General features: G+C 71.6%; 26 protein-coding genes. 19 read left to right on the forward strand and 7 right to left on the reverse strand.

All coding sequences use genetic code 11. The annotated features are described in order from the left end of the window. Positions 1 to 3: 3 nt before the first annotated feature. Positions 4 to 1,545 carry a hypothetical protein gene (locus ACIA5D_RS27435; protein ID WP_396033101.1) on the reverse strand — a complete coding sequence of 514 codons (1,542 nt, stop codon included), beginning with the start codon at positions 1,543 to 1,545 and terminating at the stop codon, positions 4 to 6. A 132-nt stretch (positions 1,546 to 1,677) separates the two neighbouring features. Between ACIA5D_RS27435 and ACIA5D_RS27440 the strand changes: the two genes are divergently transcribed. Genes ACIA5D_RS27440 through ACIA5D_RS27450 form a run of 3 tightly spaced genes read left to right on the forward strand, consistent with a single transcriptional unit; the run spans position 1,678 to position 4,042 of the window. After that, positions 1,678 to 2,013, forward strand: a complete 336-nt coding sequence (locus tag ACIA5D_RS27440) for a hypothetical protein (protein WP_396033102.1) — start codon at positions 1,678 to 1,680, stop codon at positions 2,011 to 2,013. Positions 2,014 to 2,060: 47 nt separating this feature from the next. Then, complete coding sequence (locus tag ACIA5D_RS27445; protein ID WP_396033103.1) at positions 2,061 to 2,303, forward strand: hypothetical protein; 243 nt, start codon at positions 2,061 to 2,063, stop codon at positions 2,301 to 2,303. Further along, on the forward strand, positions 2,300 to 4,042 hold the full coding sequence (locus tag ACIA5D_RS27450) for an aldo/keto reductase (RefSeq protein WP_396033104.1): 1,743 nt from the start codon (positions 2,300 to 2,302) through the stop codon (positions 4,040 to 4,042). The genes ACIA5D_RS27445 and ACIA5D_RS27450 overlap by 4 nt, the downstream gene beginning before the upstream one ends. A 6-nt stretch (positions 4,043 to 4,048) precedes the next feature. On the opposite strand, the gene ACIA5D_RS27455 is transcribed toward ACIA5D_RS27450, so the two are convergent. Then, positions 4,049 to 4,552: a RidA family protein gene (locus tag ACIA5D_RS27455; protein ID WP_396033105.1), complete on the reverse strand. Its 504-nt coding sequence runs from the start codon at positions 4,550 to 4,552 to the stop codon at positions 4,049 to 4,051. 153 nt (positions 4,553 to 4,705) lie between these two features. Between ACIA5D_RS27455 and ACIA5D_RS27460 the strand changes: the two genes are divergently transcribed. The 3 genes from ACIA5D_RS27460 to katG are packed head-to-tail and all read left to right on the forward strand — an operon-like array spanning position 4,706 to position 7,621. Continuing rightward, positions 4,706 to 4,912: a hypothetical protein gene (locus tag ACIA5D_RS27460; RefSeq protein ID WP_396033107.1), complete on the forward strand. Its 207-nt coding sequence runs from the start codon at positions 4,706 to 4,708 to the stop codon at positions 4,910 to 4,912. A 58-nt stretch (positions 4,913 to 4,970) separates the two neighbouring features. After that, positions 4,971 to 5,390 (forward strand): Fur family transcriptional regulator, encoded by a 420-nt coding sequence (locus ACIA5D_RS27465; RefSeq protein WP_396033108.1) that lies wholly within the window; start codon positions 4,971 to 4,973, stop codon positions 5,388 to 5,390. Then, a complete protein-coding gene (gene katG / locus ACIA5D_RS27470; protein WP_396033109.1) occupies positions 5,390 to 7,621 on the forward strand; it encodes a catalase/peroxidase HPI in 2,232 nt (743 codons plus the stop codon). Before ACIA5D_RS27465 ends, katG begins: the two co-directional genes overlap by 1 nt. Before the next feature lie 49 nt (positions 7,622 to 7,670). On the opposite strand, the gene ACIA5D_RS27475 is transcribed toward katG, so the two are convergent. The 3 genes from ACIA5D_RS27475 to ACIA5D_RS27485 form a co-directional block, all read right to left on the reverse strand. Continuing rightward, positions 7,671 to 8,456, reverse strand: coding sequence for a cyclase family protein (locus tag ACIA5D_RS27475; RefSeq protein ID WP_396033110.1), 786 nt, complete (start codon positions 8,454 to 8,456; stop codon positions 7,671 to 7,673). Between the two features lie 72 nt (positions 8,457 to 8,528). Continuing rightward, positions 8,529 to 9,623: a nucleotide disphospho-sugar-binding domain-containing protein gene (locus ACIA5D_RS27480; protein WP_396033111.1), complete on the reverse strand. Its 1,095-nt coding sequence runs from the start codon at positions 9,621 to 9,623 to the stop codon at positions 8,529 to 8,531. A 19-nt stretch (positions 9,624 to 9,642) separates the two neighbouring features. Further along, positions 9,643 to 10,506, reverse strand: coding sequence for a GlxA family transcriptional regulator (locus ACIA5D_RS27485; RefSeq protein WP_396033112.1), 864 nt, complete (start codon positions 10,504 to 10,506; stop codon positions 9,643 to 9,645). Positions 10,507 to 10,540: 34 nt separating this feature from the next. On the opposite strand from ACIA5D_RS27485, the gene ACIA5D_RS27490 reads away from it, so the two are divergent. Further along, positions 10,541 to 10,738 carry a hypothetical protein gene (locus ACIA5D_RS27490; RefSeq protein WP_396033114.1) on the forward strand — a complete coding sequence of 66 codons (198 nt, stop codon included), beginning with the start codon at positions 10,541 to 10,543 and terminating at the stop codon, positions 10,736 to 10,738. 50 nt (positions 10,739 to 10,788) lie between these two features. On the opposite strand, the gene ACIA5D_RS27495 is transcribed toward ACIA5D_RS27490, so the two are convergent. Together ACIA5D_RS27495 and ACIA5D_RS27500 are read right to left on the reverse strand one after the other, a co-directional pair. Next, positions 10,789 to 11,244, reverse strand: a complete 456-nt coding sequence (locus ACIA5D_RS27495) for a nitroreductase/quinone reductase family protein (protein WP_396033115.1) — start codon at positions 11,242 to 11,244, stop codon at positions 10,789 to 10,791. A gap of 11 nt (positions 11,245 to 11,255) precedes the next feature. Beyond that, a complete protein-coding gene (locus tag ACIA5D_RS27500; protein WP_396033116.1) occupies positions 11,256 to 11,963 on the reverse strand; it encodes a GTP pyrophosphokinase family protein in 708 nt (235 codons plus the stop codon). 324 nt (positions 11,964 to 12,287) lie between these two features. Between ACIA5D_RS27500 and ACIA5D_RS27505 the strand changes: the two genes are divergently transcribed. Genes ACIA5D_RS27505 through ACIA5D_RS27560 form a run of 12 tightly spaced genes read left to right on the forward strand, consistent with a single transcriptional unit; the run spans position 12,288 to position 26,940 of the window. Next, a complete protein-coding gene (locus tag ACIA5D_RS27505) occupies positions 12,288 to 13,877 on the forward strand; it encodes an ABC transporter substrate-binding protein (protein WP_396033117.1) in 1,590 nt (529 codons plus the stop codon). 4 nt (positions 13,878 to 13,881) lie between these two features. Next, positions 13,882 to 14,892: an ABC transporter permease gene (locus ACIA5D_RS27510; RefSeq protein ID WP_396033118.1), complete on the forward strand. Its 1,011-nt coding sequence runs from the start codon at positions 13,882 to 13,884 to the stop codon at positions 14,890 to 14,892. Next, complete coding sequence (locus ACIA5D_RS27515; protein WP_396033119.1) at positions 14,892 to 15,749, forward strand: ABC transporter permease; 858 nt, start codon at positions 14,892 to 14,894, stop codon at positions 15,747 to 15,749. Before ACIA5D_RS27510 ends, ACIA5D_RS27515 begins: the two co-directional genes overlap by 1 nt. A gap of 2 nt (positions 15,750 to 15,751) precedes the next feature. Further along, complete coding sequence (locus ACIA5D_RS27520; RefSeq protein ID WP_396033465.1) at positions 15,752 to 17,716, forward strand: dipeptide ABC transporter ATP-binding protein; 1,965 nt, start codon at positions 15,752 to 15,754, stop codon at positions 17,714 to 17,716. Next, a complete protein-coding gene (locus ACIA5D_RS27525) occupies positions 17,709 to 19,754 on the forward strand; it encodes a hydantoinase/oxoprolinase family protein (protein ID WP_396033120.1) in 2,046 nt (681 codons plus the stop codon). Before ACIA5D_RS27520 ends, ACIA5D_RS27525 begins: the two co-directional genes overlap by 8 nt. Further along, positions 19,751 to 21,415, forward strand: coding sequence for a hydantoinase B/oxoprolinase family protein (locus tag ACIA5D_RS27530; RefSeq protein WP_396033122.1), 1,665 nt, complete (start codon positions 19,751 to 19,753; stop codon positions 21,413 to 21,415). The genes ACIA5D_RS27525 and ACIA5D_RS27530 overlap by 4 nt, the downstream gene beginning before the upstream one ends. Then, positions 21,408 to 23,054 (forward strand): hydantoinase B/oxoprolinase family protein, encoded by a 1,647-nt coding sequence (locus tag ACIA5D_RS27535; RefSeq protein WP_396033123.1) that lies wholly within the window; start codon positions 21,408 to 21,410, stop codon positions 23,052 to 23,054. The genes ACIA5D_RS27530 and ACIA5D_RS27535 overlap by 8 nt, the downstream gene beginning before the upstream one ends. Beyond that, positions 23,051 to 24,277 carry an amidohydrolase family protein gene (locus ACIA5D_RS27540; protein WP_396033124.1) on the forward strand — a complete coding sequence of 409 codons (1,227 nt, stop codon included), beginning with the start codon at positions 23,051 to 23,053 and terminating at the stop codon, positions 24,275 to 24,277. The genes ACIA5D_RS27535 and ACIA5D_RS27540 overlap by 4 nt, the downstream gene beginning before the upstream one ends. Further along, positions 24,274 to 24,672: a nuclear transport factor 2 family protein gene (locus tag ACIA5D_RS27545; protein WP_396033125.1), complete on the forward strand. Its 399-nt coding sequence runs from the start codon at positions 24,274 to 24,276 to the stop codon at positions 24,670 to 24,672. Before ACIA5D_RS27540 ends, ACIA5D_RS27545 begins: the two co-directional genes overlap by 4 nt. Then, complete coding sequence (locus ACIA5D_RS27550; RefSeq protein WP_396033126.1) at positions 24,669 to 25,646, forward strand: zinc-binding dehydrogenase; 978 nt, start codon at positions 24,669 to 24,671, stop codon at positions 25,644 to 25,646. The genes ACIA5D_RS27545 and ACIA5D_RS27550 overlap by 4 nt, the downstream gene beginning before the upstream one ends. After that, on the forward strand, positions 25,643 to 25,969 hold the full coding sequence (locus tag ACIA5D_RS27555) for a TIGR04076 family protein (protein ID WP_396033127.1): 327 nt from the start codon (positions 25,643 to 25,645) through the stop codon (positions 25,967 to 25,969). The genes ACIA5D_RS27550 and ACIA5D_RS27555 overlap by 4 nt, the downstream gene beginning before the upstream one ends. Next, complete coding sequence (locus ACIA5D_RS27560; protein WP_396033128.1) at positions 25,969 to 26,940, forward strand: LLM class flavin-dependent oxidoreductase; 972 nt, start codon at positions 25,969 to 25,971, stop codon at positions 26,938 to 26,940. The genes ACIA5D_RS27555 and ACIA5D_RS27560 overlap by 1 nt, the downstream gene beginning before the upstream one ends. Positions 26,941 to 26,948 lie beyond the last annotated feature (8 nt).

A 26,948-nucleotide genomic window follows, 5' to 3' on the forward strand; every position in this document is an offset into this window, starting at 1 on the left:
CCGTCAGCCGGGTTGGGCCCTCTCGTTCGCGCGGGAGGGCCCTTCCCGGTCCTGCCGGTCTTCCCGGTCTTCCCGGGAGACCTGATGGCCGGCCAGCGGCAGCAGCGCGTCGGCCGCGGCTCGCAGCTCGCTCGCGGTCCCGTGGTCTCCGGCGGCATCGTAGAGGCGGGCCAGCGCGTCCAGGCTGAGCAGTTCGACCTCGTGATCGCCGGCATCGCGGGCGGCCGCCAGGACGTGTTCCAGGCCGTGACGGTCGTCGTCGAGGGACGCGGCCAGGTGCGCCGAGAGCAGGTCGCCGTCCCCGCCGCCGGCGACCTCGTAGAAGCCGCGGGCCGTTGCCAGCTCGGCGCGGCACTCGTCGAAGCGGCCCAGCTGCCGCAGCACCCGGGCTCGGCGGGTGCGGGCGAAGGCGGCCCCACGCAGCTCGCCCACGGTTTCCGCGGTGGCGGCCGAGCGGTCCAAAGTGTCCAGTGCTGCCAGCGGCGCGCCATTCTGTTGCTGCGCCCGGCCCAGGTTGGCTAGGTGCAGGGCCTCGGCGGCGGCGAAACCCAGGCGGTGCGCGGCGTCCGCGGCCCGCGTCAGGTGGACGACCGCGTCCGCGTACCGATGCTCGGCCTGGGCCAGACCGCCCAGCAGCGCCTCGGCGTGGCTCAGCGCCCACGCGTCACCCAGCGGCGTGAGGATGCGCAGCGCCTCGTCGCAGGCCGCTCGCGCCGCGGCGGTGTCGCCCAGCCCGGTCCGCGCCCACCCTTCGAGAAGACGCCCCGCGCCTTCCTCCCAGCGCCCGGCGTCCGCTTCCGCGCGGGTCTCACCGGATGTGGCCCCGCGGCGCGCGCCTGATGCGACCTCGCGGTGCTCACCAGGTGGGACCTCGTGGGGCGCGCCGGATGTGGCCTCGCGTCCGGTGCCCGAGCCGCCGAGGAATTCGGCGAGCGCTTCCAACGCCGCGGCCGGCCGGCCCTGCTGGCTGTGCAGGAAGGCGAGGAACAACAGCGTGCGCGGGAGCGGCGCGATGTCGCGCGCCGCCCGCACGTCGGCGAAAGCGCGGTCGAGGTCGCCGCCCGAAGCCTCGAACCATGCGGCGAACAGCAGCGCGTCGATGCGGTCGGCCGCAGGCGCGCCGGGCCCGGCCGCGGACAGCGCGTCGCGGCTGCGGCGGGCGGCGTCGGCGCCCGCGCCCAAGAAGATCCAGGCCCAGCCGAAGCCGTTGACCATCCGCAGCGCCAGCGTGGGATCGTTGGCCTTCGCCCAGGCGAGCGCGGCGTCGATGTCGGCCCGCTCGGCGCGGACGAAAGCGAGATGCCTCGCCTGCTCCCCGCCGCGCAGGCCCTCGGCCGCACGCGCCGCCGCCTCCCCGAACCACTCCGCGTGCGCGCCCGACGCGACCTCCGCGGCCTCCGACCGCTCCCGCCCATACGCGCGCACGCTGTCGAGCAGCCGATATCGCACCCCGTCGCCGTTCATCTCGGCGATCGCCAGCGACCGATCGACCAGCCGGTCGAGCACGTCCAGCGCCGCGGCGGCCGGCACGTCGAGCGCAGCCATCACCCGCTCGGCCGCCTCCAGGGAGGATCCGGCCGCGAACGCCGACAGGGCCCACAGTCCACGCTGGTCGTCGGGGAACAGCAGGTCGTAGCTCCAGGCGATGGCCGCGCGCAGCGTGCGCCGGCGGGCCGGTTGGCGGCCGCTCGGGTCGTTGAGCAGGGTGAAGCGGTCGTCGAGGCGGCGGGCGATCTCGGGGATCGGCAGGGCCTTCGCGCGGGCGGCGGCCAGCTCGATCGCGAGGGGCAGGCCGTCCAGCCGGCGAACGACGGCCTCGACGTCGTCGCCGGGGGCGATGCGGCGGTGGCGGGCCGCACGCTCGCGGAACAGGGTGGCACCGGGCGGCCCGCGTCGAGCGCGAGCCGGATCAGCACCTCGGTCGTCTTCCCGGCCGGCAGCGTCAGCGGCACCCCGTCGCGGCGCAGCGCGACCGGTCCCAGAACCGCCACCACCAGCACTGACGCAGCTTAAGTCGGCAGCGTCAGCCGCGCGTCAGCCGTTGCGGCGAGAGTGCCGTCATGACCGAAGCGAACACCCCCGTCGCCCTGATCGAGACGGCGTTGCGGCTGCTCACCCGGGCGAAGGCGGCCGCGGTCACCACCCGCGACCGCCAGACCGTCGCGATCGCGTACGCGTACCTGGCCGGCGACCTGGACCGGGTCGACGTGCTCGCCCAGGAGCACCTCGCCGACCACCCCGACAACGACCTCGTCGCCCGCCTGGCAAGAGTCGCCCGCCTGGCAAGAAAGGACTTCCCATGAGTCGCAAGCTGACCGCGGCCCTGCTCATCGCCGCCGCCGTCCTCACCAACGTCGCGTTCACGATGCTCGGCAGCGTCTTCGACTACCCCGACATCCTCAAGAAGCCCACCGACGAGATCCTCACCGCCTTCGTCGCCCACGAGGGCACGGTGGTCGCGTGGTTCGCCGTGCTCGCCCTCTCGGCCGCCCTGTTCGCGCCCATCGCCATCGGCGTCGGCCGGCTGGCCGCCAACCGCGCCATGCGCTTCGCGGCGCCCATCGGCATAGCAGCGGCGGTGGTCCAGGTCGTGGGTCTCGCACGCTGGGTGGTCCTGGTTCCCGGGTACGCCGACACGGGCGACCGCGCGGCATTCGAGACCGCCCATCACGTCCTCGGCACCCTCGTGGGCGAGACGCTCGGCTATGCCTTGACGGCCGCGTGGACCCTGCTGGTGCTGGTGGCGCTGGGCCGGGCGTTCGCGGGGCGGTGGTTCCTGGCGCTGGGCGGCATCTCGGCGGTGCTGATCGCGATCGGAGTGGTCTCGCCGCTGGGCGTGCCGGGGGGTCGACTTCGCCAACTTCCTCGGCTACGTGCTGTGGAGTGTCTGGCTGGTCGCCTTCGCCGTGGTCCTGCTGTGGCGCCGCACCCCGGCCACGCCGCGGGCCCGCGAGGCGGTGGCCCGCGCCGGCCGCCGATGAACCGGCCAGAGGGGTCCTGGCAGGGCCTCCCAACAACGCCGTCAGGGGCCGTTCGCGCAGCGAGAATGGAACGCATGCAGAAGCGTGTCCTCGGTAAGGATCTTGAAGTTTCCGCCATCGGCTTCGGCGCGATGGGCATGAGTCAGAGCTACGGCCCCGGTCCCGGCCGCGAGGCGAACATCGCCCTGTTGCGCGCGGCCGTCGACCTCGGCGTCACCTTCTTCGACACGGCCGAGGTATACGGGCCGTTCCACAACGAGGAGCTCGTCGGCGAGGCCCTGGAGCCGGTGCGGGACCAGGTCGTCATCGCCACCAAGTTCGGCTTCGCCTTCGACGGCGACGGCAGGCAGACCGGGCTGTCGAGCCGGCCGGAGCACATCAAACAGGTCGCCGACGCCTCGCTCCGGCGGCTGCGCACCGACCGCATCGACCTCTTCTACCAGCACCGGGTCAACCCCGAGGTGCCGATCGAAGACGTCGCGGGTGCGGTCAAGGAGCTCATCGAGGCCGGCAAGGTCACGCATTTCGGCATGTCCGAGGCGGCGGCCGCGACGGTGCGGCGCGCTCACGCGGTTCAGCCGGTGACGGCGCTGCAGAACGAGTACTCGCTGTGGTGGAAGCGGCCCGAGGCCGAGATCCTCCCGATGTGCGACGAGCTCGGCATCGGGCTGGTCCCGTACAGCCCGCTCGGCAAGGGCTTCCTCACCGGCACGATCGACCCGGACACCGCGTTCACGCCCGGCGACATCCGCACCACCATTCCCCGGTTCGAGGCCGACGCCCGGCAGGCCAACGCGGCGCTGCTCGAACTGATCGGGGCGATCGCCGCCCGCAAGGGGGCCACGCTCGCCCAGATCGCGCTGGCCTGGCTGCTCGCCCAACGTCCGTGGATCGTGCCGATCCCCGGCACCCGCAAGCTCGAACGCCTCCAGGAGAACCTCGGCGCCGGCGACGTCGAGCTGACGCCCGGAGATCTGCGCGACATCGACGAAGCCGCCGCCAAGGTCCAGATTCAGGGCGGGCGCTACTCCGAGGCGGCCGAACGCATGACCAACCTCTGAGCGCGGTCAGGCCCTGAGGTGGACCTCGGCCTCGATCTCGACCGGGATGCCGAACGGCAGCGCGGCCTGGCCGACCGCGCTGCGGGCGTGCGCGCCTGTCTCGGGGCCGAAGACCTCGAGGATCAGGTCGGAGAAGCCGTTGATGACCTCGGGCATGCGGTCGAAGCCGGGCGCCACGTTGACCATGCCGAAGACGCGGCCCCACGCGGCTATCCGGTCCAGGTCGCCCAGGGCGCGGGAGAGGCTCGACAGCATCGCCAGGCCGGTGAGCCTGGCCGCCCCGTACGCGTCATCGAGGGTGACCTCGGCGCCCACCTTGCCCCCCGGCTCCACCAGAGTGCCGTCGGCGGCGAGCGGACCGTGGCCCGCGACGTAGGCGATCGTGCCGACCACCCGCACCTGCCGGAACGGCAGCCGCACGCCGCCGGGCGCGCTCACCGGCGCGGGCAGGACCAGGCCGAGCTGTGCGATGCGATCCTCGATGACTCCCATGATCGGGAATTGTGTCACCCAGTGACGCTATCTCCTATGGGATAAGTAGGGATAGACCGTCGACCTGGCCGACGGCGAGTCGCTGACCGTCGACGGCGAGACCGTGACCGGGCGGCACTCCTTCGGCGCGATCCCGAGCGGGGTGGCGTCAACGCGGCCTTTGGCGACGCGGTGGTCGAGGTGGCCCGGCGCGGCGGCTTCGACATCATCCGGCCGCGGCATCCGGAGAATCCGCTGCGCGAGCGGTTCGGCGGCACGCCGGCCTACGAGCCCGAGATGCGTGAGGTCTATCGGCGCCTGCGTGGTCTCGACGACGGCCTGCCGCCCATCGAGAAGACCGACCTGCTGACCACTCCCCTGTGGGCCGTTCATCGCTGAGATTTGGAGGGGCGCGCCTAATCTTGATTTATTCCAGATTAGGTCCTAGGTTGGTCTGGTGACATCCGACCCGGCAGCGCAGCTGCGGTCGGTCTCGCTGCGTGTGACCCGTCCCCGGCTGGCGGTGCTCGCCGCGCTGCGCGACCACCGGCACGTCGACACCGACACGGTGATCGAGCTGGTGCGCGCCGATCTCCCCACGGTCTCCCACCAGGCGATCTACGATGTGCTGCGAGCGCTCACGGACGCCGGTCTGGTCCGGCGCATCCAGCCCGCCGGCGCGACCGCCCGCTACGAGGCCCGCGTGGGTGACAACCACCACCACGTCGTCTGCCGCTCCTGCGGCGCGATCGCCGACGTCGAGTGCGCCGTCGGCCATGCCCCCTGTCTCACCGCCTCGGACGACCACGGGTTCGTGATCGACGAGGCGGAAGTCGTTTATTGGGGCGTCTGCCCCGACTGTTCGGAAGGAATCTGATGAGCGACACCCAGGACCCGAAGGCCTCTGGCTGCCCGGTCGCGCACGACTCGGTGACCGCGCACGGCAGCGAGAGCGAGAACCCGGCGATCGACTCGCCCCGCCCGCACACCGGCGGCCGTCCCCGTACGAACAAGGACTGGTGGCCCAACCAGCTCGACCTGTCGGTGCTGCACGCCCACTCGTCCAAGAGCAACCCGCTGGCCGGCGACTTCGACTACGCCAAGGCGTTCGCGAACCTCGACGTCGACGCCCTCAAGCAGGACATCACCCAGGTCCTGACCACCTCGCAGGAGTGGTGGCCGGCCGACTTCGGCCACTACGGCGGTCTGATGATCCGCCTGAGCTGGCACGCCGCGGGCACCTACCGCATCCACGACGGCCGTGGCGGCGCCGGCGACGGCGGGCAGCGGTTCGCGCCGCTCAACAGCTGGCCCGACAACGCCAACCTCGACAAGGCCCGCCGCCTGCTCTGGCCGGTCAAGCAGAAGTACGGCCAGAAGATCTCCTGGGCCGACCTGCTCGTGCTGGCCGGCAACGTGGCGCTCGAGTCGATGGGCTTCAAGACCTTCGGCTTCGGCTTCGGCCGCGTCGACACCTGGGAACCCGAGGAGATCTTCTGGGGTCCCGAGGACGCCTGGCTCGGCGACGAGCGCTACGCCTCCGAGAAGACGATGTCCGAGGGCGTCGGCGCCACCGAGATGGGCCTGATCTACGTCAACCCCGAGGGCCCGAAGGGCAGCGCCGACTTCCGGGCGGCCGCCCACTTCATCCGCGAGACCTTCGCCCGGATGGCGATGAACGACGAGGAGACCGTCGCGCTCATCGCCGGCGGCCACACCTTCGGCAAGGCGCACGGCGCGGCGGTGGCCGAGGTCGGCCCCGAGCCCGAGGGCGCCGAGCTCACGGCGCAGGGCCTGGGCTGGCTGAGCGACCACGGCTCCGGCAAGGGCGCCGACACGATCACCAGCGGCCTCGAGGTCACCTGGACCGACAAGCCGACGCAGTGGAGCAATCGCTTCTTCGAGATCCTCTTCGGGTACGAGTGGGAGCTCACCACCGGCCCGGGCGGCGGCAAGCAGTACGTCGCCAAGAACGCCGAGGCGATCATCCCGGACGCGTACGACCCGGCGAAGAAGCACGTGCCGACGATGCTCACGACCGACCTGTCGCTGCGCTTCGATCCCACGTACGGGCCGATCTCCCGCCGGTTCCTGGAGAACCCCGACGAGTTCGCCCTCGCGTTCGCCAAGGCCTGGTACAAGCTGCTGCACCGCGACATGGGCCCGGTCAGCCGCTTCCTGGGCCCGTGGGTAGCCGAGCCGCAGCTGTGGCAGGACCCGGTCCCGGCAGCCGAGGGCGCGCTGGTCAGCGAGCTCGACGTGGCCACGCTCAAGGCGAAGGTGCTCGAGTCGGGTCTCTCCGTCTCCGAGCTGGTCTCGGCCGCGTGGGCGTCGGCCGCGAGCTTCCGCTCCACTGACAAGCGCGGCGGGGCGAACGGCGCCCGGATCCGTCTCGAGCCGCAGCGCAGCTGGGAGGTCAACCAGCCGGTCGCGTCGGTGGTGGAAACCCTCGAGGGCATCCAGCGCGAGTTCAACGCCGCCGGCGGCGCGCAGATCTCGCTGGCCGACCTGATCGTGCTGGCCGGTTCGGCCGCGGTCGAGAAGGCCGCGGGCGACGCGGGCGTCAAGGTGACCGTGCCGTTCCGCCCGGGCCGCACGGACGCCACCCAGGAGCAGACCGACGTCGAGGCGTTCGCGGTCCTCGAGCCGCGGGCCGACGGCTTCCGCAACTACCTGCGCGCCGGCGAGAAGGCCCAGCCAGAGGTTCTGCTCGTCGACCGCGCGTACATGCTCAACCTGACCGCACCCGAGATGACCGTGCTCGTCGGCGGCCTGCGCGCTCTCGGCAACAACGTCGGCGGCACGAAGCACGGCGTGCTCACCGACAAGCCGGGCGTGCTCACCAACGACTTCTTCGGCAACCTCCTCTCCCCGGGCACCCGGTGGAAGGCGTCGGAGTCCGAGGAGAACGTGTACGAGATCCGCGACGTGGCCACCGACGAGGTGAAGTGGACCGCCACCGTCGTCGACCTCATCTTCGGCTCGAACTCGCAGCTGCGGGCCATCGCCGAGGTGTACGCGAGCGACGACGCCCACGAGAAGTTCGTGAGCGACTTCGTCGCGGCGTGGACGAAGGTCATGGAGCTCGACCGCTACGACCTCGCCTGATTCTGAATCCGCCACGAGCCCGGCCGATCGGCCGGGCTCGTGGCGTTTGCTACCAGGTCGCGAGCACCCGCGCCTGTCCGCCGGACCCGCCCTCGTACGGAATCAAGCCCACGAAGACGGTCGCGCCCTTCCGGGGGATGCGGTCGAGGCTGGCGAGGTTCTCCAGGCCGTAACGGTCGGCGCCGGTGAGCGCCAGGTGGGTGTCGAAGGTCTCCGAGATGCCCGGGTCGATGCTGAGCGTGTCGACGCCGAGGCTGCGGATCCGGCGCTTGCGCAGCAGCCACTCGCAGGCGTCGGCGCCGAAGCCGGGGAAGTGCAGCGTGCCGGCGGCGTCGGTGCCGCGGTAGGCGTTCGCGTCGCCGATTTTGGCGCCCCAGCCGGAGTACATGAGCACGGCGGCGTCGTCGGGGATGCGGCCGTAGCGGCGCTCGTACGCCTTGAGGTCGTCGACGGTCACGACCGTGTCCGGGTTGCGGGCCGCCCGCGCCGCGACGTCGATGACGACGGCCGGGATGACCAGCTCGGACGGCCGCAGCTCGGTCGACACCCGTCCGCCCGCGGTGAAGTGCGCGGGCGCGTCGACGTGGGTGCCGATGTGCTCGATGATCCGCCACTCCTGCATGTAGTAGCCGTCGTCCTCGATGGTGGTGACGGTGCGGCGAACCGCCTCCTCGCCGGGCGAGAAGGCCGGGAAGCTCGGTCCCAGGGGGTAGGTCAGGTCACGCAGGCCGCGCCCGCTCGCCTCGGCGGGCGTGGCCAACGCCACGGACGCGGCGACGGCCGCACCCCCGAAGATCGCGGCTCGGCGGGTCAGGGTGGCGTCGACAGTGCACATACGGCTCGTTCCCTCCACTCGACTGGCTTTCGTCATCATCTTGCCCGCCAGGGCCGCGGAGGTCTGTCGCTTTCAGCCGCTGACCAGCTTTTCGAGCGCGGGGACCACAGTGGCCGGCGCCGGCATGGCGGCAATCTCGGCCGCCACCTCACGCGCCGCGGCGAGCAGGCTCTCGTCGGTCAGCAGACGGGTCAAGTCGGCTGCGGTGATGGCCTTCGCCTCGACCATCAGGCCCGCGCCGCGCCGGGCGAGCAGCTCGGCGTTGTGGCGGCGATCGCCGGCGCCCGGCGTGGTGAGCTGGGGCAGGCCGGCGGCGAGGCCGCCGAGGACGCTGCCGGCGCCGGCGTGATGGATGAACGCCGCGGCGTGGGGAAGGGCAAGATTGATGGGTACGCGGTCGACCGCGCGCACGTTCGCCGGCAGCCCGCGCGTGGCGGCCGGCCGCACCAGCACGAACTCGGCGTCGACGTCGGCGGCCGCGGCGACGACCGCCGGTCCCGGGTCGCCGTCGTTCGGGCCGGCGAGCGTGCTGCGGCTGACCAGGACCCGGGGACGGTCGCCCGGCTCGAGCAGCCAGTCGGGGATCGCGCCGCCGCCCGAGTACGGGACCGGCCGCATCGGGATCGCTCCCGGCGTGGGCGCCTCGCGCATGCTCGGCGGGATGACGGTGATGGTCAGCTCGGGGTTCGGGATGTCGAGCTTGGCCAGGGCGCTGCTGGTGGTGACCGCACGGAAGAGGTCGGTGGCCGGCCACAGGGTGTTCTCCTGCAGCGCCGTGGGGATGCACAACCGCCCGCCGACGATCGCGCCCGCCTCGCCCAGCGACTCGAAGACGATCAGGTCGGGCTGCTCCCGCTCGGCCAGCGCCTGCAGCGGCTCGACCAGGGCCAGGTTGGCCCGGCCGAAGAGCTCGCCGACCATGGCGTGCCCGGCGACGCCGCGCATCTCGTCGCGGGCCACGCGCGGGTGACGCAGCGCCACGCGGACCGCGCTGCGCGGCAGGCTGAACGCGGCGCCGATGTCGGCGGTGCGCAGGCCCAGCACGTCGGGCGGGAAGCCACCGGAGGCCAGGACCACGTCGTGCCCGGCGTCGCGGCAGGCAGCGGCCAGCGGGATCAGTGGCAGCAGGTGTCCCTGGAGCGGGGCGGCGACGAACACGATACGCATGGTCCGCGTTGTATCACCCTCAGTCTGAGGTATCGCTGAGCGTGGAGCGGAACCGCGCGCGGTAGGTGCTGGGGGAGACCCCGAGACGCTGATGGAAGGCCCGCCGCATCGTCTCGCCCGAGCCGAACCCGGCCGTCGCCGCGACGCTTTCCACCGAGTCGAGGCCGCTCTCCAGCAGCACCTGGGTGGCTTCCACCCGGATCGACTCCACGTACTCGCCCGGGCTCAGGCCGGTGTGCGCCCGGAAGAGCCGGGTCAGGCGACGCGGGCTGACTCCGGCCCTCGACGCGAGCCGCTCGGTGGCGTGGTCGGCCGCCGGGTCGGTGGTGACGGCGTCCATCGCGGCGCGCAGCACCGGATGATCCGCCTCCCGGACGCTGAGACGGGCGCTGAACTGGGACTGGCCGGCCGGGCGGGCCAGGAACACCACCAGGTGCCGGGCCACCTCGCGGGCCAGGCCGGCGCCGTGGTCCTCCTCGACCAGGGCCAGCGCCAGGTCGATGCCGGCGGTGACCCCCGCCGACGTGATGACCGCGCCGTCGCGGGCGAAGACCGGGTCGCTGTCGACGGTCACCTTCGGGTACGCGCGGGCCAGGTCGCCGGCGAGCTGCCAATGGGTGGTGGCCCGGCGCCCGTCGAGCAGGCCGGCCTCGGCGAGCAGGAACGCGCCCGCGCACACCGAGGCCACCCGGCGGGCCCGAGACGCGAGCTCGGCCACCGCGGTGAGAACCGGCTGGTCGCGTACCGCGGCCCGCCAGTCCGAGCGCCCCGGCACCACGAGGGTGCCCAGGCGGCGGGGCAGGCTCTCCGGCGTGGCGTCCGCTCCCAGCCGTACGCGTGAGGATGTCACCACGCCGGCGCCGGACGTCGAGACAATGCGCACGACCCAGCATCGTGCCCGCCCTACGCCCGCGACCATGTCCGTGCGGACTAATTTCCCACAGATCCGGCCACGTCCGGCGCCGTCCTCGGGGGACGTCGCCGGCTGCGTCCGAATGGGTGAGCTCACCGCGCGAAATCCGGGTGGGGCGGTGCGCACCGCGGCGCCGGTGACCGCGGCCCGCCTCGACCGGCGCGGGAACATCGTGCTCGAGCTGAGCTACGCCGAGGGGTGACCGGGCCGGCGAGGCGGCATCGCATCGAAATCTCGGTCCGGCGGGCGGAGTCAGGGCGTGAGGCGGAAGATGCGCAGCGTCCGGTGGGAGGCGCGGGTGCGGTAGGCCTCGTAACCCGGCCACTGGTCGACGATCAGGTCCCAGAGGCGCTGGCGTTCCTCGCCGACGGTCTCGCGGGCCGTGACCGGCAGTTCCTGGCCGCCCAGCGTCACCTGGGCGGCGGGGTTGGCCCGCAGGTTCCAGGCCCAGGCCGGATCCCTCTCGCCGCCCCAGTTCGAGGCGATCACGACCAGGCTGTCGCCGTCGCGGACGAACTGCAAGGGGTTGCTGCGGGGCAGCCCGCTGTGTCGCCCGGTCGTGGTGAGCATGAGGGACGGGGCCATGCCCAGCGCCACGACCCGGCCGCGGGTCACCCGCCCCAGCCACCGGTCGATCGTCACCAGCCGCCGGGCGACCGGCGTGAACCCGGGCCACGCGCCGACCGCACGCCATGCTCTTCTCCACATGCGGGGAGAGGTTACCGGCGCGGGCCGTGGATCTCGCGGTGCAGGCGTTCCATGCGCTGGTCGAGGCGGGCGGCGTCGGCGGCGGCCGCCGACAGCTCCTCGCGTAGCTCGGGTGGAATGTCCGGATCGTACTTATAGTAGATCTTGTGTTCGAGGCTGGCCCAGAAGTCCATCGCGACCGTGCGCAGCTGCACCTCGACCGGCACCGGGACCACGCGGTCGGAGAGGAAGACCGGGATCTCGACGATCAGGTGCAGGCTGCGATAGCCGTTCTCCTTCGGGTTGGCGATGTAGTCCTTGGTCACCACCAGGTGGACGTCGGGCTGGCGGGTGAGCATCTCGGCGACCGTGTAGACGTCCGAGACGAAGCTGCACACGATGCGGATGCCGGCGATGTCGCGGATTCTCGACCGGAGATCGTCGAAGGTGAGCGGGCACTCGATGCGCCGCGCCTTGGCGGTGATGCTGGCGGGAGTCTTGAGGCGGGGCAGGACGTGCTCGATGGGGTTGCCGCGGCCCTTGTGCGCCAGTTCCTCGGCCAGGATGGTGACCTTCGTGTTGATCTCGGCCAGCCCGAACTTGTAGACCAGCAGGAACTCGGTCATGCCACCGGCCGGCTCGCGGAACGTGCCGTCGTACACGGTCGTGGCGGTCTCACCCGCGCCTGGGGGCGCCCAGCGGACGATCCCGGAATCGGGCCTCTCGTTCGTCACGGTCATACCGTAGGCGCGTCGCACCAGGCGCCGCCCGGAGAGGGTGGCAATAGGGCTCGGTGAACAGACGCGTGTATCAGGCGCGTGAACGCGTGTGAACTCTTTCTGCGCAGGTAATCGGCTGTTCGGCCGAGAGCGTTCACCAAATGGAGTTATCGCTGAGTGAACAACGCCGGGGCTCTTGTTCACTCTCACGTTATCCGGTAGAACTCCAGCAGGTCCGCTCGGCGGGCCCCAGCCGTTCGGCTCTAGGAGGACCACCCCATGGCTCGCTCTTTGCGCCCCGAAAACACCATTTCTCGCCGCGGACTGCTGCAACTCGGTGGCAGCGTGGCGCTTCTTCTGGCGACGGGCACGACCGGCGCCTGCGCGGCCGGCAGCAAGTCCGAGTCCAAGACCGGCGCCTCGGCCGGGCCGGCCGCCAGCACCCTGCGGATCGCCGTCTCCAGCTACCTCTCGAGCTGGGACCAGGACTTCGTCGGCTTCGACCTGACCGCGCTGATGCTGTTCAAGAACGTGTACCCGTACATGATCGATTACGGGGTCACCAAGGCCGGCGACAGCCAGATCCTCGACACCCAGAACATCTCCCCGACGTTCGCCGAGTCGTTCGAGCCGGACGCCTCGCAGAAGGTCTGGACGCTCAAGCTGCGCACGGGCGTCAAGTTCGCCAGCGGCAACGAGATGAAGGCCGCCGACGTGAAGTGGTCGAAGGACCGGGCGTTCGCGGCCCAGGCCAACGTCGCCGGCATCTACCGGACAATCGGGCTCACCAAGGCCGAGCAGGTCGTGGTCAAGGACGACTACACGGTCGAGTTCCACCAGGACTTCCCGAGCGCGCTCACCAAGCAGATCCAGGCGATCTCGCTGTACGTCTTCGACTCGGTCGAGGCCAAGAAGCACGCCACCGACGCCGACCCGTGGGCCAAGGAGTGGTTCGCCAAGAACGCGCCGACCGGCGGCTACTTCAACGTCTCCAAGGCGACGCAGGGCCAGGAGATCGAGCTCAGCGCGAACACCGGCTACCCCGGGCCCGACCCGGCCAAGACCCCCACGATCCGCATCTCGGTGGTGCCGGCCGCCGCCAACCAGCGGCTGCAGCTGCAGGCCGGCGACATCGACATCGCGCTCGGCATCACCGGCCAGGACCTGCAGGACCTGAAGAAGGCCGACGGCATCAAGGTGCTCTCGGCGGCCAGCAACAACCAGGTGGCCATCCAGATGTCCGTGACCACGGCGCCGTTCAACGACGTGAACGTGCGCAAGGCCCTGGCCTACGCGGTGCCCTACGACCAGATCATCAAGAATGTGTACGGCGGGGACGCGCGGCCCACCAAGAGCATCGTCCCGCTGGACATGCCCGGCTACGCCGAGACGGGTTACCCGTACGCGTATGACCTGGACAAGGCGAAGGCCGCGCTGGCCGCCGCGGGCAAGCCGAGCATCTCGTCCGAGCTCGTCTTCGAGGCCAACAACGACGAGCAGCAGAAGATCGCCGTGCAGGTGCAGTCGGAGGCCGCGAAGGCCGGCATCACCCTCAAGCTCACCCCGCTCGACCCCGCGACGCTCGGCGAGCGACGCACCAAGAAGAGCATCCCGCTGCAGATCACCACCGGGCAGCTCTGGGTGAACGACGTGGAGTACATGCTGGCGACCAGCTTCGTGAAGGGCGCCGCCCTGAACTACTCAAATTACGTCAACGCGGAGCTTGAGGAGATCTACACGAAGTCGCACACGACCGTGGAGGACGCCGCGCGCAAGCAGCTCTGGGCCCGCGTTCAGGAGATCCTCGCCGCCGACGTGCCCTGGGTGATCATCTGCCAGCCCAACTTCAACCTTCCCGTACGCGAGAAGGTGTCGGGCTGGGTGCAACCGATGGACGGCCTGGCCCGCCTCCGCTACCTGAGCGCCACGGCCTGATTCGATGCGTGTCCTGCGTTTCGTCGGTCGCCGGCTGCTCCAGCTGATCCCGGTTCTGCTCGGGGTGGTCGTGCTGACCTTCCTGCTGGTACGTGTTCTGCCGGGCGACCCGATCCGCAGCATCCTCGGGCCCAACGCCACCGAGGCCGACGCCGAGGCGGCCCGCGCCCGGTTCGGCCTCGACCAGCCGCTGTGGAAGCAGTTCCTCGACTATCTGGGCGGCCTGGTCACCGGCGACTTCGGCACCTCGATCCAGAGTGGCAGCCCGGTGCGCGACGAGATGGCGCTGCGCATCGGGCCCACCTTCGAGCTCGTGGTGATCGCGGTGACGATCGCCGTGCTGCTGGCGATCTGGCTGGGCATCTGGTCGGCGCGACGGGCCGACCGGATCGCCGACCACACCGTGCGGGTGTTCGCGCTGTTCGGCAACTCGATCCCGGAGTTCTGGCTGGGCCTGGTGCTGATCCTGGTCGGCTACGCGGCGCTGGGCTGGTTCCCGGCGCCGAGCGGCCGGGTCGACCCGGACACCAACCTCACGCCGATCACCGGCGCCGACCTGGTCGACGCCATCATCACGGGCAACGGCCCGGCCGCCGCGTCGGCGGCCGCGCATCTGGTGCTGCCGGTGCTCACGCTGGTCATCGGGGTGCTGGCGCCGCTGCTGCGCAGCGTCCGGGCGTCGGCCCTCGAGGTGCTCAGGTCCGAGGCGTACGCCGCGGCGGCCGCGCACGGATTGCCGCAACGCACCCTGTTGCGGGGCTATCTGCGCCGCGCCGCCCTGGTGCGGCTGCCGTCGCTGGCCGCGCTGGTCTTCGGCGCCGCGATCGGCTCGACCGTGCTGGTCGAGTACGTCTTCTCCTGGCAGGGCTTCGGCCAGTGGGCGCTGCGCGGCCTGCTCTACCGCGACTACCCGGTCGTGCAGGCATCGGTGCTGGTCTTCGCGCTCTGCTACGTGCTCGTCTTCCTCATCGCCGACGTGGTGCACGCGATGCTCGACCCGAGAGTGAGGATCTGATGGCCGAGGTCCAGCTCGCCCCCATCACGGTCGGTGGCCGCGACGGCCGCTTCGCCCGGACGCTCGTCTGGGTGGGCGGCGCGATCCTGGTGGTGGCCGCGCTCGCCGCCATTTTCGCCCCGCTGCTGTCGAAGTGGGGACCCACCGAGATCGACCCGTCCGGCACGCTCGCGCCGCCCGGCGGCAGCCACCTGCTCGGCACCGACGGCAACGGCATGGACGTGTGGAGCCGGGTGCTGCACGCCGGCCGGATCGATCTGGGCATCGCGGTCTGCGCGGTCGCCCTCGCCGTGGTGGCCGGCACGGTCCTCGGACTGCTCGCCGGCTATCTGGGCGGCTGGATCGACGACGTGCTCATGCGGATCGTCGACATCTTCCAGGCATTCCCCACCTTCATCCTGGCGCTCGCGGTGGCGGCGCTGCTCGGCGACGGGTTCGGCAACCTGGTCATCACGATCGCGCTGGTCAACGCGCCGGCGTACGCGAGATTGGTCCGTGCCGAAGTTCGCACGCTGCGCGAGATGCCCTACGTCGACGCCGCCAAGACCTCGGGCGTCTCGACCGCCGGCATCCTCTGGCGGCACCTGCTGCCCAACAGCCTCACCCCGGTCCGGGTGATCGCCCCGCTCAACTGCGGCTGGGCCATGCTCACCCTGGCCGGCCTGTCCTTCCTCGGCCTGGGTATCACGGTGCCGACCGCCGAGTGGGGCTCGATGATCAGCCTGGGCACGTCGGACGTCGTCGCCGGCCGCTGGTGGACCTCGGTGCCGCCCGGCCTGGCCCTGCTCGTCTGCGTTCTCGGCTTCAGCCTGCTCGGCGAGGGCCTGCAGGAACGCGCGGACGCGAGGAGGCGGTGACCATGCTCGACATCTCGGATCTCTCGGTGGTGATCCGGCGGCCCGGCCGTCAGGTCGCGGCGCTCAGCGACGTGAGCTTCTCGGTCGCTCCCGGCGAGGTGGTCGGCCTGGTGGGCGAGAGCGGCGGCGGCAAGAGCATGGTCGCGCGGGCGATCGTCGGCATGCTGCCGCCGGGCTCGCAGGCCACCGGCCGGGTCGGGTTCGACGGCGCCGACGTGCTGCGCATGGACCCCGCCGCGCTCGCTGCGCATCGCGGGCGGGGCGCGGCGATCTGCTTCCAGAATCCGCGGGGTGCGCTCAGCCCGACGCGTACGGTCGGAAGGCAGTTGATCGACCGCCTCGTGACGCACCAGGACATGGCCGCCGACCAGGCGTCCGCCGCGGCGAAGGACCTCTTCGCGGCGGTCGGCATCCGCAACCCCGGCCAACGGCTGACCGCCTACCCGCACGAGCTCTCCGGCGGCATGGCCCAGCGCGTGATGATCTCGCTGGCCACCGGGTGCGCGCCCGGCCTGCTCATCGCCGACGAGCCGACCACCGGCCTCGACGTGACGCTGACCCGCGAGATCCTGCGCCAGTTCCGGCACGCCGCCGACACCGACGGCCGGGGCGTCCTGCTGATCTCACACGACCTCGCGTCGATCGCCGAGGTCTGCGACCGGGTCGTCGTCCTCTACGCCGGCACCGTCGTCGAGTCCGGCCTGGCGTCAAAGGTGCTGAAGGAGCCGGCTCACCCCTACACACGGGCGTTGCTGCGCTCAGTCCCGGACGTTAGCGGCGGCAAGGTGGTGGCGACGGCCGGCGGCATGCCGCTGCTCAAGGACGCGCCGCACGACTGCCCGTTCGCCCCACGCTGCGCCCACGCCACCGACGAATGCCGCACCACCCGCCCGCCGACGAAGGAGTTGGCCGGCGGCTGGTCGCTCGCTTGCTTCCACCCGCAGGACGGCCCGCTCGCCGAGTCTGGGACGGCCGCGCTCGAGGTGACCGCCACCAACCCCGGTGCCGTTGTTCTGAAGATCGAGGACGCACACGTCGTCTATCGCAGCCGCTTCGGTTCCGGTGGACATCACGCGCTGCGCGGGGTCAGCCTCGAACTGAAGAAGGGCGAGACGCTGGGCGTGGTCGGTGAGAGCGGTTGCGGGAAGAGCACCCTCGCGAAGCTCGTCATGGGCCTGGTCGAGCCGTCCGAGGGGACCGTCGCGGTCGCGGGCAAGGATGTCCGCAAGCTGAGTCGCGGCGAGCGGAGCCGGGCGCAGATGGTGTTCCAGGATCCGGTCGGGTCGCTCAGCCCCCGCCGTACGGTCAAGGACTCGATCGCGGAGCCCTTGCGTGCCGCCAAGGTCTCCGCGACGGAACGGGCGCAGCGGGTCGAAAAGGCGCTCGGCCGGATGGAGCTCGACCGTTCGATTCTCGACCGCCTGCCGCACGAGCTCTCCGGCGGGCAGGCGCAGCGGGTCGGCATCGCGCGGGCGCTGGTCGGCGAGCCCGACCTGATCGTCTTCGACGAGCCGACCAGCGCGCTCGACGTCACCGTGCAGGCCCAGATCCTCGACGTCATCGCCGATGTCGCCGCGGACGCGGGGCACGGCTCCGTCTTCATCTCGCACGATCTCGCCACCGTGCGCGGCTTCGCCGACCGGGTCGTCGTGCTCTATCTCGGCCGCGTGGTCGAGGAAGGGCCGGTCGAGGAGGTCTTCGAGAACCCCAAGCATCCCTACACGCGGGCGTTGCTGGGCAGCGCGCCCCGGCTCGGCGAGACCCGGACCGCGGACGTCGCGCTGGTCAAGGACCTCGACGAGGCCGACGCGGCCGCGGGTTGTGCGCTGGCCGCCCGCTGCCCGTTCGTGACCGACGCCTGCCGCTCTCAGGAGCAGACCCTTCAGCCGTACGGCGAGAGCCGGGCCGCCTGCTGGCGGGTCCCGGAGATTCCCGCCCTGATCGGAAAGAGCGCCACCCATGACTGACCGTCCCGTGCGGCTGGCCGTCGACATCGGCGGCACCTTCGTCGACGCCATGGAACTCGACACCCGGACCGGCGAGGTGCGCTTCCGGAAGGCCTCGACCACGCCGGCCCACCCCGCCGAGGGCGTGCTCAACGCGATCGGCGCGCTCGGCACGGATCTGTCCGAAGTGGAGCTCTTCATCCACGGCACCACGCTCGGCCTCAACGCGGTGCTGGAGCGGCGCGGCGGCAACACCGGCATCATCACCAACGAGGGCTTCCGCGACATCTTTCTGATCGGCCGCGGCAACGTGCCCGCCGACCACATGTACGACTTCCGCTACCAGCGCCCGGAAAGCCTGGTGCAGCGCCGTTTCACCGCGGGCGTGACCGGCCGGCTCGACTACAAGGGCAATGTCGTCGAAGACCTGGATCCTTCGTCGGTACGGGCGGCGGCACGCGAACTTGTCGAGGTCCAAGGCGTCACCTCGATCGCGATCTGCTTCCTGCACTCGTTCCTCGACCCCTCCCACGAGCGCGAGGCGGCCCGCATCATCCGCGAGGCGTACCCGGACGTGAGCCTGTCGCTCTCCACCGACATCGTGCGGGAGTACCGCGAGTACGAGCGGACCAGCACCACCGTGCTCGAGGCGTACATCCGGCCGATCTTCGAGCGGTACGTGGACGAGCTCGAGGCCGGGCTGGCCGCGGGCGGGTTCGCCGGGCGGTTCCTCATCATGCGATCCGGCGGCGGCTCGATGACCGGGGCGGTGGCGAAGACGTCGCCGACGCACACCGTGCTCTCCGGGCCGGCCGGCGGCATCGTGGGCGCCGCCTACCTCGCCGAGGAACTGGGCCGGGACAACCTGCTGACGTTCGACATCGGTGGCACCTCGCTGGACGCCTGCGTCATCGAGAAGGGCAGCGCGGTCGCCGCGTACGAGGCGCAGCTCGAGCATTTCCCGCTGCTGATTCCGACGTACGACATCCGCACCATCGGCGCCGGCGGCGGTTCGATCGCCTGGCTGGACCGGGGGTTGCTCAAGGTCGGGCCGCAGAGCGCGGGCGCCGCGCCCGGTCCGGTCTGTTACGGCCGCGGCGGCACGCGGCCCACGGTGACCGACGCCGCGGTGGTGCTCGGATTCGTCGACCCGCAACGCTTTCTCGGCGGCACGATGGGCCTGGCCGACGAGGCCGCCCGTGACGCGATCCGTTCGCAGCTCGCCGAACCGCTGGGCCTCGGTGTCTCGGACGCCGCGGCCGGCATCTTCGACGTGCTGCTCGCCAGGACGGTCGGCGCGGTCCGGCAGATCACCGTCGAGCGCGGCCACGACCCGCGGGTGTTCTCGCTGCTCGCGTTCGGTGGGGCCGGTCCGCTGCTCGCGCCGCTGCTGGCCCGCGAGATGGGTATCGGCGAGGTCCTCGTCCCGTTCGCGCCGTCCGGCTTCTCGGCCTGGGGCATGCTTTCGGCCGACATCGTCAACGACTTCAGCCGTACGGTGATGACCACGCTCGACGACGCCGACCTGGCCGGTCTGGAGCCGCTGTTCAAGGAGACCGAGGCCGAGGCGGTAGCGTCGCTGACCGCGCAGGGCGTGCCGGCCGGCGGGGGCGTGCTCGAGCGGCAGTTCGAGCTGCGCTACCTGGGCCAGGAGCACAGCCTGATGGTCACGGTCGGGTCCACGTTGGACGCGGCGGTGGTTCGTGGTGCCTTCGACGAGCTGCACCATGCACGCTACGGCCACACGATGGGCAACCCGCTGCAGATCCTCAACCTGCGGGTGCGGGGCATCGGCCGGACGACGCGGCCCGCCCTGCCGGTGGTGGATCGCGGCGCCGGGGCGGCGGCGCCTCGTACGCACCGGGACGCCTTCGACTTCGGGACGCGAGCGATCGTCCCGTTCGCCGTGTACGACCGCGACACGTTGAAGGCCGGCGACACCTTCCCCGGCCCGGCCCTGGTCGACGAGGGAACCTCGACGACCGTCGTGCCCAGCGGCCAGCGGGTCACCGTCGACGACCACGGCTACCTGCTCGTGTCCCTGGAGGAGGCGGCATGACCACATTGGACGGAGCACAGGTCGAAGTGGTGCGCAGCTACCTGCTGTCGGCCGCCGAGGAGATGCGGGCCACCCTGATCCGCACCTCGTTCAACCCGGTCATATACGAGGTGCACGACTTCGGCCTCTCCCTCTACGACGCGCAGATGCGACCGGTCGCCGAGGCCACCGGGCTCACCTCGTTCCTCGGCGCCAACGACTACTCCCTGCGCAAGGGCGTCGAGTACGTGGGGATCTCCAATTTGCACCCCGGCGACGTGGTGCTGCTCAACTACCCGTACTGGAACGCGGCGCACGCCTACGACGCGACCCTGTTCGCGCCGGTCTTCGAGGGCGACGACCTGATCGGGTTCCTGTGCATCCGGGCGCACTGGATGGACCTGGGCGCCAAGGATCCCGGCTATGTGCTCGACTCCACCGACGTGCACCAGGAGGGCCTGCTCTTCCCGGGCACCAAGGTGGTCTCCCGCGGCCAGCCGGTCCGCGACATCCACGAGCTCATCAAGTTCAACTCGCGGATGCCCGACGCGGTGCTCGGCGACCTGCACGCCCAGATCGCCGCGCTTCGCACCGGCGAGCGGCGGCTGCTGGAGATCTACGCGAAGTTCGGCCGCCCGACGGTCCTCGCCGCGATCGAGCACATCATCGCCGACGGCGAAGTCCGTACGCGTCAGGCTCTTGCGGCTCTGCCGCAGGGCACCTGGACCGCCGAGGACTACGTCGACGACGACGGCATCTCCGACGACCCGGTGCTCATGAAGGTCACCGTCACGATCGCCGACGAGCGGTTCATCGTCGACTTCGCCGGTTCCTCGCCGGCCACCCGCGGGCCGATCAACATGCCGTTCGGCGCCACCGAGGCGATCTGCAAGGTCATCCTCAAGTCGCTGACCTCGCCGGACGAGCCGTCCAACTTCGGCACGGTCGCGCCGCTGGAGGTGCGGGCCGAGCCAGGCACGCTGTTCCACGCGATCTACCCGCAGCCCACCTTCACGCTGTGGACCGGGATCGTGGCCTTCGAGCTGATCCTCAAGGCGCTCGCCCAGGGCATGCCCGATCGGCTGCCGGCCTCCAGCGGCGGGGACGTGCCGGGCTTCATGATGGTCGGCATCCACCCCGACACCGGGCAGATGTTCGCGGTCAGCAACAACGACCTGGTCGGCTGGGGCGGCACCGCCGAGCACGACGGCACGGACGCGGCCACCCACGTCTCCGGCGCGACCGGCCGGGGCACGCCGGTCGAGGTGATGGAGGCCCGCACCGGCATGTTCATGGAACGGGTCGAGATCCGCGCCGACTCGGGCGGGGCCGGAGCCCATCGCGGCGGCTGCGGGCTGCGGCGCGACATCAAGTTCGTGACTCCGGGCGAGTTCCTCACCGTCATCAAGAAGACCAAGACCCGGCCGTGGGCGTTGAACGGCGGGCAGCGCCCGGACGCCAACCGGATTGTCGTCTTCCCCGGCACCGACCGGGAGCACACGGTCAGCACCAAGCGCACGAACGTGGTTCCGGGCGACCGGATCACGATCCTCACCGCGGGCGGCGGGGGCCATGGCGCGCCGGCCGACCGCGACCCGGCCGCGGTCCACCGGGACGTGGCCGAGGGATACGTCTCGGCCGCGGCGGCCCGCGATGTCTACGGGGTAGAGCTCGATGACTGACGGGGCCACGGTCGAGGTCATCCGCAACCACCTCGTGTCGGCGGCCGAGGAGATGCGGGCCGCGCTGGTGCGCACCGCGTTCAACCCGGTCATCTACGAGGTGCACGACTTCGGGATCTCGATCTACGACCGGTCGCTGCGGCTGGTCGCCGAGTCGACCGGGCTGTCCCGGTTCCTCGGCGCCAACGACTACTCGATCCGCAAGGGCGTCGACTACGTGGGTGCTCTCGCCCCGGGCGATGTCGTGCTGCTCAACTACCCCTACTGGAATGCGGCGCACTCTTATGACGCGACGATGTTCGCCCCGGTGTACGTCGCCGAGGAGCTGGTTGCCTACCTCTGCATCCGGGCCCATTGGATGGACCTTGGGGCCAAGGACCCCGGTTACGTCTTGGATTCCACCGACATGCACCAAGAAGGCCTGATATTTCCCGGCACAAAGGTCTACTCGGCGGGCGAGCCGGTCCACGACGTGCATGAGTTGATCCGCTTCAACTCGCGCATGCCCGACCTCGTGCTCGGCGACCTGCACGCCCAGATCGCCGCCTTGCGCACCGGCGAGCGCCGCGTGGCCGAGATCTTCTCCGGCTATGGCGCGCCGATCGTGGACGAGGCGATCGACTACTTCGTCGCGGCCGCCGCTTCCTCAGCGGCCGAGGCCGTCGCGCGGCTGCCACAGGGCACGTGGAACGCCGAGGACTGGCTGGACGACGACGGGGTCAGCGACGAGCCGATCCTCATGCGGGCCACGGTCACCATCGCCGACGGCACGTTCACGGTCGACTTCGCGGGCTCGTCTCCCGCCGTACCCGGGCCGGTGAATCTGCCCTTGGGTGCGACGATCGCCACCTGCCGGGTCGCGTTCAAGGCCATCACCACGCCCGGCGAACAGACCAACGCCGGCCATTTCGCGCCGCTGCGGGTGCTCGCCGAGCCCGGCACGCTGTTCCACGCCGTCTACCCGGCTGCGACGTTCACCCAGTGGACCGGCACGGTCGCGCTCGAGCTGATCTACAAGGCTCTCGCCCAGGGCATGCCCGAGCGGCTGCCCGCCTCCAGCGGCGGCGACGTGCCCGGCTTCATGATGGTCGGCACCCACCCCGACACCGGGCGGATGTTCGCGGTCAGCAACAACGACCCGGTCGGCTGGGGCGGCACGAGCGACCACGACGGCATCGGCCCGGCCAACCACCTGTGCCAGACCCAGGCCCGCAACACCCCGGTCGAGGTGCTCGAGGCCAAGACCGGGATGTTCTTCGAACGGGTGCAGATCCGCACCGACTCGGGCGGCGCCGGCCGGTTCCGCGGCGGCTGCGGGCTGCGCCGCGACATCCGGTTCGTGACCGACGGCGAATTCCTGTCGGTCATCAAGAAGACGAAGAGCGCGCCGTGGGCGCTGGACGGCGGCCGGCAGCCCGAGCCCAACCGGGTGGTCGTCTTCCCCGGCACCGACCGCGAGCGGCGGGTCAGCACCAAGCGCACGCCGGTCCGCGCCGGCGACCGGGTGACGCTGCTGACCGCCGGCGGCGGCGGGCACGGCGACCCGGCCGGCCGGGACCCGGCCGCGGTCCGCCACGACGTTCAGGAGGGGTACGTCTCCACCGAGGCGGCCCGGGATGTGTACGGGGTGATCGCATGAACCAGCTGCTCGGCAACTGCACCGTAGTGGACGCCCGGGTGCTCGACGGGGTGCCGCCCCAGAAGGACGCCGGAATCTGGGTCACCGGCGAGCGGATCGCGGCCGTCGGCCCGTACGCGAAAGTGGCGCAACAGGCCCGCCGAGCGGGACCGATCGCGGAGCGTGACCTGGGCGGCGCCTTCGTCACCCCCGGCCTGGCCAACATGCACACCCACTTCTCGCTGTCGCTGCCCGGCAAGGGCGGCGACCGGGTCAAGGAGCTCGGCCCGCACGACCTCGCGCTCTACATGGCCGACGGCGCCCGGCGCACGCTCGACTGCGGCGTCACCACCGTGCGCAACGTGGCCGAGAAGGACCACGCCGACTTCGCGCTGCGCCGGGCGATCACCGCGGGCCGGGTGCCGGGGCCGCGCATGTTCACCGCCGGGCGGGCGCTGGTCTGCACCGGCGGCCACGGTCACGAGAGCGGCGACACCCTCGAATGCGACGGCCCGATCGGGTTCCGGCAGGGCGTGCGCAGCCAGATCAAGGCCGGCGCCGACCTGATCAAGGTGATGATCTCGGGCGGGATCGCCGGCGAGCACGAGGGCATCTCGACCCCGCAGCTGTTCGCCGACGAGATGGCCGCGGTGATCGAGACCGCGCACGCGTGGGGCCGCAAGGTCACCGCGCACGCCGGACCGGCCGAGGTGATCGGGGCGGCGGTGGCGCTGGGCCTGGACTGCGTCGAGCACGGCTACCAGCTCACCCCGTCCGTCGCCCGGGCGATGGCGGCGAACGGGACGGCGCTGGTGCCGACCCTGCTGGTGACCCGCTGCAAGGAGTTCTTCGACGAGCTCGGCGTGCCGGAGTGGATGCAGTGCCGGTCGCTCGACGCCGGGCCGCGGCACCTGGAGAGCTTCGCGATGGCGGTCGAGGCCGGGGTGGAGATCCTGCTCGGTAGCGACATGCCGCCGTTCTGGTCGTTCGAGGGGACCAACGCGACCGTACGCGAGCTGGAGAACCTCGCCGAGAGCCTGGGCCCGGCACGGGCGCTGCACGCGGCGACCCGCGGCCCGATCCGCTGGCTCGGCGCCGAGCGGGACCTCGGCACGGTCGAGGAGGGCAAGTACGCCGACCTGATCGCGATGCCCGGCGACCCGCTGGAGGACGCCTCGGCGTTCCGCGGCGTGCGCTGGGTGATGAAGGGCGGCGCCATCGTGCGGGACGGGGATGACAAGTGAGCTTCGCTGAGGTCGGGGCGGCCGCCATCGCCGCCGGCATCGACGACATGTACAAGGCGTTCCTCGCCGGCGACCGGGACCGCTTCGACGAGCACCTGCACGAGGACGTCACCACCTGGGAGACCCACCTGCCCGGGCCGCTGCGGAACCGGCGGGAGCTGGACGAGTATCGCGAGACCCGCGACTCGGCCGGGCAGCGGCCGCGACTGGCCGTGCTGGCCGCCACCGAGAAGCGGATCGACGTGTGGGGCGAGTTCGGTGTGGCCCGGTATCTGCTGGTCGCCCGCGAGACCGATGCCGGGCCCGAGCAGCGCAGCCGGGTGACCGACGTGCTGCGCTGCATCGACGGGCGCTGGCGGATCGTGCACCACCACTCGGAACTGGTGCGGCCGTGATCCGGCGGCTGATCGCGACCTCCCTCGGGGAGCCGCCCTCCGTGCTGCGGGTGGCCTCGGTCCCCGATGATCCACCGCCCGGGCCGGGGCAGGTGCGGATCGCCGTGCGGGCGACCGGGCTCAACTTCCTCGACGTGTCGCTGTGCCGCGGCGAGTACCCGGTGCGGCCGGACTTCCCGATGACGCCGGGCGTGGAGACGGCCGGCCGGGTGGTCGAGACCGGGCCGGGCGCTTCGCGCCTGATGGGCAAGGAGGTGCTGGCCTGCCCGGCGCTGCCGCACGGCGCGCTCGGCTCGTCGGTCACGATCGACGCCGATCTGGTGATCGAGCGCCCGTCCACGGTGGACCCGGTGACCGCGGCGGCGCTGCCGGTCACCTATCAGACGGCGTGGTTCGCGCTGGAGCGGGCGCGTGTGGCCGCGGGCGAGACCGTGCTCGTGCACGCGGGCGCCGGTGGGGTCGGCATCGCGGTCACCCAGCTCGCGGTGGCCCGCGGCGCCCGGGTGATAGCCACCGCGGGGAGCCCGGCCAAGCTCTCCGCCTGCCGGGCTCAGGGTGCCGCCGTCGCGGTCGGCTACGACGACTTCGAGAAGGCCGCCGACCACGTCGACGTGGTGGTCGACCCGGTCGGCGGGGACCTGCTCGGCCGCTCGCTGGACTGCCTGGCCTTCGAGGGGCGGCTGGTCAGCGTCGGCATGGCCGCCGGGCCGCCGCCGCCGGTCGACCCGGCCCGGCTGATCGCCCGCAACGCCGACCTGATCGGCGTCTCGTGGGGATCGCGCTACCCGTGGGCTCGGCCGGCCGCGGTGCGGCACGCCTACGACGAACTGTTCCGCATGTGCGCCTCGGGCGAGGTGCGGCCCCCGGTCAGCCGGGTGGTCTCGTTGGACGAAGCGCCCGCCGCGCTCGCCGACCTGGCCGCCCGCCGCACCACCGGCAAGGTCATCGTTCTTCTGGAGGAGGGGACATCATGAGCGATCAGGACGGCGACATGGAGATCTACGATCTGCGGGTCTGCGTCGACCGGATCGAGGGACGGTCGGTCTGCGGCATGGCGGTCGGCGACTACTTCGACCTGACCGAGAGCGCGCATCTGACCATCCCCGAGGGCAAGCACTTCTGTGTGTACGCGCTCGCCTCGGTGCTGCCGTTCCTCGCGGCCAAGCAGCGTGAGCTCGCGGCGGGGGACTGGCTCGCCCAGGACTCCGACTTCATCTGCCCCGACCCGGGCGAGCGCCTGGTCATGCGGGTGTCCCGCACCGGCAAGCGGCGGATGAACTCGTCGGACCTCACCTGATGCGTACGGAGATCGGGCTCGGTCTGCAAAGCGACAAACCCGCAGGCACGTACGCTCGGCTCGCGCGCGCCGCGGAGGACGCGGGTTTCGACGTGCTGACCGTGTTCGGCGACCTGATGTACCAGCCGCCGATCTTTCCGCTGCTGGAGATGGCGGGCGCGACCAGCCGGGTGCGGCTCGGGCCGGCCTGCCTCAACCCGTACTCGATGGCGCCCTATGAGATCGCGGGCCAGGTCGCGGCGCTTGATCTCGCCTCGCACGGGCGCGCGTATCTCGGCCTCGCCCGTGGCACCTGGCTGGGCGCGGTCGGCCTGCCGCAACCGCGGCCGATCACCGCCCTGACGGAGGCGGCCGAGGTGGTCCGCCGCCTGCTCCGCGGCGACCGTTCCGGGTACGCCGGGCGGATGTTCACGCTCCATCCCGGCACCGTGCTGCGCTACGACCGGCACCGCACCGACCCGCCGCTGCTGATCGGCGCGTGGGGACCGCGCGGAGCGGCCCTCGCCGGCCGGATCGCCGACGAGATCAAGGTGGGCGGCAGCGCCAACCCCGACATGGTCCCGGTGATCCGTTCGCGGGTGGGCAACGACGACGTGGGGATCGTGCTGGGCGCGGTGACGGTGGTCGACACCGACGGCGAGGCGGCGCGCGCGAAGGCCAGGACCGAGGTTGCCATGTACCTGGCCGTCGTCGCCGACCTCGATCCGACGGTGACGCTGCCGGACGGCCTGGTCGCCGCCGTGTCCCGGCTGGTCGGCGCCGGCCGGCACGAGTCGGCCGGGCGGCTCATCCCCGACGATGTGCTGGACCGGTTCGCCTTCTCCGGCACCCCCGCGCAGGTGGCCGCGCAGGCCCAGGCGCTGATCGACGCCGGTGTGCGGCGGGTCGAGTTCGGCACGCCGCACGGCCTCACCGACGACCGGGGAGTCGACCTGCTCGGCTCTTCTGTCCTGCCCCTGCTGTCGCGATAGGAGCTTCT

Source organism: Actinoplanes sp. NPDC051513, from assembly GCF_044454685.1.
Lineage (GTDB): Bacteria > Actinomycetota > Actinomycetes > Mycobacteriales > Micromonosporaceae > Actinoplanes.